2 protein-coding genes and 4 pseudogenes are annotated in these 5,176 nt (G+C 56.7%); 3 read left to right on the top strand and 3 right to left on the bottom strand.

Features of this window, described 5'->3' with window-relative positions; translation table 11 throughout:
* Positions 1–93 precede the first annotated feature (93 nt).
* Together DID99_RS35675 and DID99_RS35670 are read right to left on the bottom strand one after the other, a co-directional pair.
* A pseudogene (locus DID99_RS35675) lies at positions 94–476 on the bottom strand (transposase); the annotation flags it as partial.
* A gap of 57 nt (positions 477–533) precedes the next feature.
* Positions 534–1,018 (bottom strand): annotated as a pseudogene (locus tag DID99_RS35670) (IS66 family transposase); the annotation flags it as partial.
* Here DID99_RS35670 and DID99_RS35665 point away from each other — a divergent pair.
* A pseudogene (locus DID99_RS35665) lies at positions 1,013–1,222 on the top strand (IS5/IS1182 family transposase); the annotation flags it as partial. The pseudogenes DID99_RS35670 and DID99_RS35665 overlap by 6 nt on opposite strands.
* 96 nt (positions 1,223–1,318) lie before the next feature.
* Here the strand turns inward: DID99_RS35665 and DID99_RS35660 are convergent.
* Positions 1,319–1,927: pseudogene (locus DID99_RS35660) on the bottom strand (IS66 family transposase zinc-finger binding domain-containing protein); the annotation flags it as partial.
* A gap of 507 nt (positions 1,928–2,434) precedes the next feature.
* On the opposite strand from DID99_RS35660, the gene DID99_RS35655 reads away from it, so the two are divergent.
* Both DID99_RS35655 and DID99_RS35650 read left to right on the top strand, forming a co-directional pair.
* On the top strand, positions 2,435–3,409 hold the full coding sequence (locus DID99_RS35655) for a Ca2+-dependent phosphoinositide-specific phospholipase C (RefSeq protein ID WP_124668648.1): 975 nt from the start codon (positions 2,435–2,437) through the stop codon (positions 3,407–3,409).
* A gap of 1,093 nt (positions 3,410–4,502) precedes the next feature.
* Complete coding sequence (locus tag DID99_RS35650; RefSeq protein WP_124668647.1) at positions 4,503–4,916, top strand: hypothetical protein; 414 nt, start codon at positions 4,503–4,505, stop codon at positions 4,914–4,916.
* Positions 4,917–5,176 lie beyond the last annotated feature (260 nt).

Genomic DNA, 5,176 nt, shown 5'->3' with positions numbered 1-5,176 from the left:
CGTTTCGGAAACCGGTGATCAGCGATCACCTTCGACCGAAACGACCGATCACCATCAATCGGAACCACTGATCACGTTCGCCGAAATACGCAGGCTCACGCTGTACTGGTCGCGATATGCGTCGATCCAGGCGTACCTCACCGCGCCCCCTTCGCGAAGTACGCCGTCGCCTTTCGAAGAATTTTGATATCCAGCTTCGCGCTGGCCAACTCCTTACGCAGACGACTGTTCTCGGCCTCCAGGTCGCTGACCGGGCGACGACTTGAGCTCGGCGTACTGGGCACCGGCCCCGCTGCGGCCTGCGCACTGCCATCGCGCTGATCACGGCACCAGTTACCCAGCGTCGCCACCGGCACCCCCAGCCTGCGAGCGGCTTCATGCTGACCGACGCCCTCAGCGAGCCGCACCGCCTCTACCTTGAATTCCTTCGTGTACTGCCGTCTCGGTACCACGTTCTCTGCCATGTTCTTCTCCATACAGTCAAAAAGTTATCAAACTTCTTGCTGTACGTAGAATCGGGGCAGGGTCATGCAGATCTTGCGATGCGCGTGTGCCATGCAGCAGCTTCCTGGACCCGGCCGTCGAGATACGGCTCGGCATAGCCAGCGAACGCGTCAGCCTGGAGCACACCGGAGAAGTCAGCGAGATGTTGCTGCGGATGCTCACCCCGGCGATCGGACGTGTAGGCGAACCAGGCCGTCGGCGGTTCGTTGGAGCCACTCGGCCGATCATCACGCACGTAGACCCACAGACGTCCTGTCTTCGTGCGACCGTTGCCCGGCGCCGGCAGCGGAGTGCCGTCCGCATGCACCTTACCGCAGGCCAGCGTGTAGTGGCGCACGGCGTCGACCAACGGTGCGAGCAGCGCCGTGATGCTACCCATCCAGTAGCCCATCGCGCCGGGATCGATCTCGACGCCGTCGCGCGCGTACATCACCGCCTGCCGGTGCAGCGGGAGGTAATACGCGAACTTCGACACGACGATGTGGGCGAGCAGCGCCGGCCCCGGGATGCCCAACTCGGCCGCCGGGAATGGAAGAAGAGTTTCGGCTATCACCGCCGCTCGCTCGCCGAGAACGCGATATACCGATTCAAGACCCTCACGGGCCCTTGCTTGTGGGCGCGTCGCACTGACTCGCAGGCGACCGAGGTCGCGATTCGCGTGGGCGTGCTCAACCTTATGACTGAGCTCGCCCGCCCGCTGTCCGTCCGCATTGCCTGACATCACGAACAATGGCTTCACTTCGTCCTCACGCCTGATTTATGCAACAACGCCGTTGCGCGGTCCAACCTGCTTTGCCATCTTTCAGGATCGCCTGACCGCCTGGCGGTGCAGCGGAATGTGGTATGCGAACTTCGAAACGGTGATGTGCGCGAGCAGTACCGGGCCCGGGATGCCGCGGTCGATCGGGCGGCTCGGTGCTGCTTGCGCGATGTGATCGCAACATACGAAGGCCCGCGTTGGTCAACGATGACAGATCACGCGGAAGTGCGCCCGCGCATACTCGAGTTGTTCTGCGAAGTCTTCGCCCAAAGGCTTGAGTCGCCCGCCGCAATCGGGGCAGTCATCGTCAGCGAGCAGATGGACATGCTCTTCGCGCTTAAGGTGGTCGGGCAGTGGCTTGCGGGCCATACCTTCGCGGCGCGGCCGCGTCGCCACGGGAGCGGCTGCCACTTCGGCAGCGCCTTCATCGGCCACCCGGTCATCCAGCCGCAATTCGAGCTGTTTGATCTGGCGATCCAGCTTCTCGGACTTCCGGCTGAACTGCATTCGGCGCAGTTCCGCGATCGTGAGCTTCAGATACCCGATTTCTGGCGCCCGCAACGAGAGCTGCTTTGGCCGCTCAGCAACCTGGGCATCACGCTCAAGCAGCATGGCTTTCAGAGCATTGATGTCGTCGGGCAGCGCGGTCGAGGTTGATTCCATGAGACCAGTTTACGTCCCCAATCGAAGCCCTCGAGCAACAGCGACAGCTGCGCGGTTGTCGATTTGCGCGTTCGAGAGATCTGACGGTGCTTCGGAAGACAATGTACGCAACCATCAGATTCAGGTGTTTTCCGGAAGATTAACCCTGTCAATATGATGCAGACTGTGAACTTTCCCGAAGTGCTGGCTGTCGCCCATTTCCGCGGCCTGCACGTCAGAGATAACTAGCCTCACGCGGAGAATCTAAAGCGGGTGGAGGCCGTCATTCATGAATTTTGCAGCTGGATTCTCTTGATGGGGCCACTCATAACGAGAGCTTGGTGCCATGGCAAAAAATACGATCAACAGACCGGATCCTTAATCTCGATCAGACGTTTCCGGAAATCAGGAACCTTATCTCTATCCTGAATCACATCGGCTCGATGCCGCATTTTTCCGGATAGCGTTTGAGTCGAATTCCATACAAAGAAGCACAACCTTAAAACCATCTAAACGGGACAGTTTTTTATGAAGCGAATTCTTATTTTCATCATGATGGGTCTAGTAAGCAACATGGCCTTATGTGCAACTGCACTTGCGGAAAATTTCGATGCGCCATTCATTGCGCCGTCCAGCCGGGACACACCATTCAACAGAATTTCTCAGGTCGCGTGTGAGAGCTGCTATCAAAAGCGCAATGCGCCGACATTCACTACTGTATTCGACAGTATTCGGGCAGTCCATCTGGACGTTTGGGACCAGCGCAATGGATCCTCTGGGGGGAGCGCGAAGCACTGGTTCGTACGTCCTGAAGAGATTGTTGCGTCAGGCAATGACAACAACTGCACCGGCGATGGCGCAGGTACAAACGACCTCGAAGCTTGCCTCAAGGATATTAAAGGGTGGAGCGACAAGAATCCTCAGCATTTTCCAATCACGATCATCATCCACAAGGAACAGGGGTGGTCGAAGGAAAGCGCACAGCGTACGCCCAAAGATTTTGACGAATTGCTTGGTCGAATCTTTTTGAACACGCTTTTTACGCCTCGTGATCTCGTTAACTACATCTACCCCGGAAACAATCTCATCTCGCCAATTCAGACTAGCATTGTTGGCAAAGATTGGCCGACTGCAATGACCCTTTCCGGAAAGGTGATTGTTGTGCTTACCGATGGACAAAATCAGGATCTTTCCCAATATGCCGACACCATGGTTGCCGATGCGAAGGCATTCGTTGCGCCAATCACCAATGGACAAAACGACATCACCGGGGCTGTCAGCGGCATGTCGCGCAGCGCGTCAAATTGGGTCGTTATGAACAACATGATAGGCGCAGACAGTACCTGGGCCCAGCAGGTCTATGCAAATAGCCATATCGGTCAAGTGTATTATGACACTGGGGTCTCGTTTGATCGGCGTATTGCAGAGCGCGCACATCTCCCCGCCTATGATGACTTTGTCAGCGCCGGGGACTCGAACGGTTATCGTATCCGCCCCTTCTGACACGGTTCTGTCGCAGTAACGGGGTCCGGTATGCTGGCGCGATGAAAGCAAGGCAGCGGGCGGCATGACGACGGAGATGGATGTGGCAATCAGGCGGGATTAAGCGCCTGCTTGATCCACTTTAACGTGATGCTGTTGTGACGTGCGTCGGGGCTTCGCGTAAGCAGTGTCAGGTTGGTGGGCAGGTGGCGGTAGCATAAGGTGATGAACAAACCGAAATCGCTTTGTCGCGGCCCCCGCTTGCGTGTCGTCATCAGTTGCGCGGTTCGATGGTATTTCCGGAGAGGGTGTTAACTTTCTGTCTTGTTTTTCCTGACAGCAGGCGATGCCGCAAGAACTGATAGGCGACGAGCTGTGGTCACTCATACACACGCATCGAGGTCGATTTCGCTGCCGGGCTTACGAGTGCAGCAAGTGCTCGAGCGGCTCAAGGAGATGCGAGGCTTACCCGCTCCATCATGGTCGGCTCCGGGCCGGAGTTCGCTGGTAAGGTGCTGGGTGCATGGGCCTACGAAACCGGTGTCACGCTGTCGTTCATTCGGCCTGGCAAGCCGCAGAAGCGATCTCGCTTTGTTATTGAGCCTGCTATGCAACAACGGCACTTTTTTCGCCAATTCTTTTTGGCACACAGTCGTGCAGCATGTTTGAACTGATTCGCTCGGCATCGATGGGAGACGTTATGGCAATAGAGTTCGGTTTTTCGGGTACGGGACCGACGAATCGGTTGGCGTTCGAACCTGAAAATTTATCGTTTCCGGACCCGTGGCACGACTTTCGATAAATGCAGATTCATGATTGACGATGAATGGCATATGGAATGTCCTGGAGACCGGCCCATCGGCGCCGATCAGCAGCTTGGGCTTGCGCCATGCCCCGAAGCTCAACTTCCACCCACCACCTGTGACGATCGGCAGGGGGCGCAACCGATTGTACAGACACGATCCGTTGAACAGATGTTGGCTATTACCAGGCAGCTGTTCGAGTTGGCGTAACAGGCTTGATGGACCGGAAGCGGGTGGCAATCCAGTGAGCGACCCAGCCTTGCGCTGCAAGGACACTCGGGCGGAAATTTCATTTGGCGGAGGTGAGTGCAGTGAACGTTGATTCTATCCGGAAAATTCAGATAGCGGATCTTGACGGGGAATTTGCGGCGAGCTCAAACGGGATCTGCGCACTTACCTACAAAGGCAAGCAATACATATTTTCGATAGTAGATCCCGCGGACGGAACATACCGATTTTCTCGCGCCGGTAAAGTGACGTTTATTGACGCTATAGGCGACTTCATTGAGAGATTTCTTGATGACGAAAACTATGCGTTCTGGCCACGGAGCCAGCAACTCGAAGCGCATGTGGCAAGGCTGACAAAACAGGAGGGCTGGCGTCAGAAGTTCTTGGCCAGCGTACTCAGTACCCGTCTTCTCGAAAAGCAGCCGCAATGGGGCTTGAACGGGACGCAGGTTTCATTATCGGAGTTGAGCGATCTCCTGAATGGTGGTGTTGAATAAGCTAAAAACCAGCAAATGGAATGAGCGCCCCGTTACTATCTTCACGCCCCGATAATTGGGGCTTTGGCCAGCCAGGCCCGGCATGATTCTCGCCCCCAGTGGCAGTCATGATCCGGAGGGGTTGTCACCGGGCCTGGTGGGTGGCTGGTGATCGCTGATAGGGGTTTGGCCGGGATATCCCGGCGCCGTCCGTAACGTGGATGCCGAGACTTGCCACCGTTGTTGCAGGCCAATTCGTTCACTCTGCTCATACTTCGATG

This window comes from Burkholderia sp. Bp8986, from assembly GCF_003854225.1.
Classification (GTDB): Bacteria; Pseudomonadota; Gammaproteobacteria; order Burkholderiales; family Burkholderiaceae; genus Burkholderia.
Note: the sequence above shows the minus strand (reverse complement) of the source record. Positions and strands in the feature narration are given on the sequence as shown.

Bases quoted from the DNA above. Each gene is read 5' to 3' on its own strand.
- DID99_RS35655 (WP_124668648.1), top strand. From the start codon at position 2,435: ATGAAGCGAATTCTTATTTTCATCATGATGGGTCTAGTAAGCAACATG.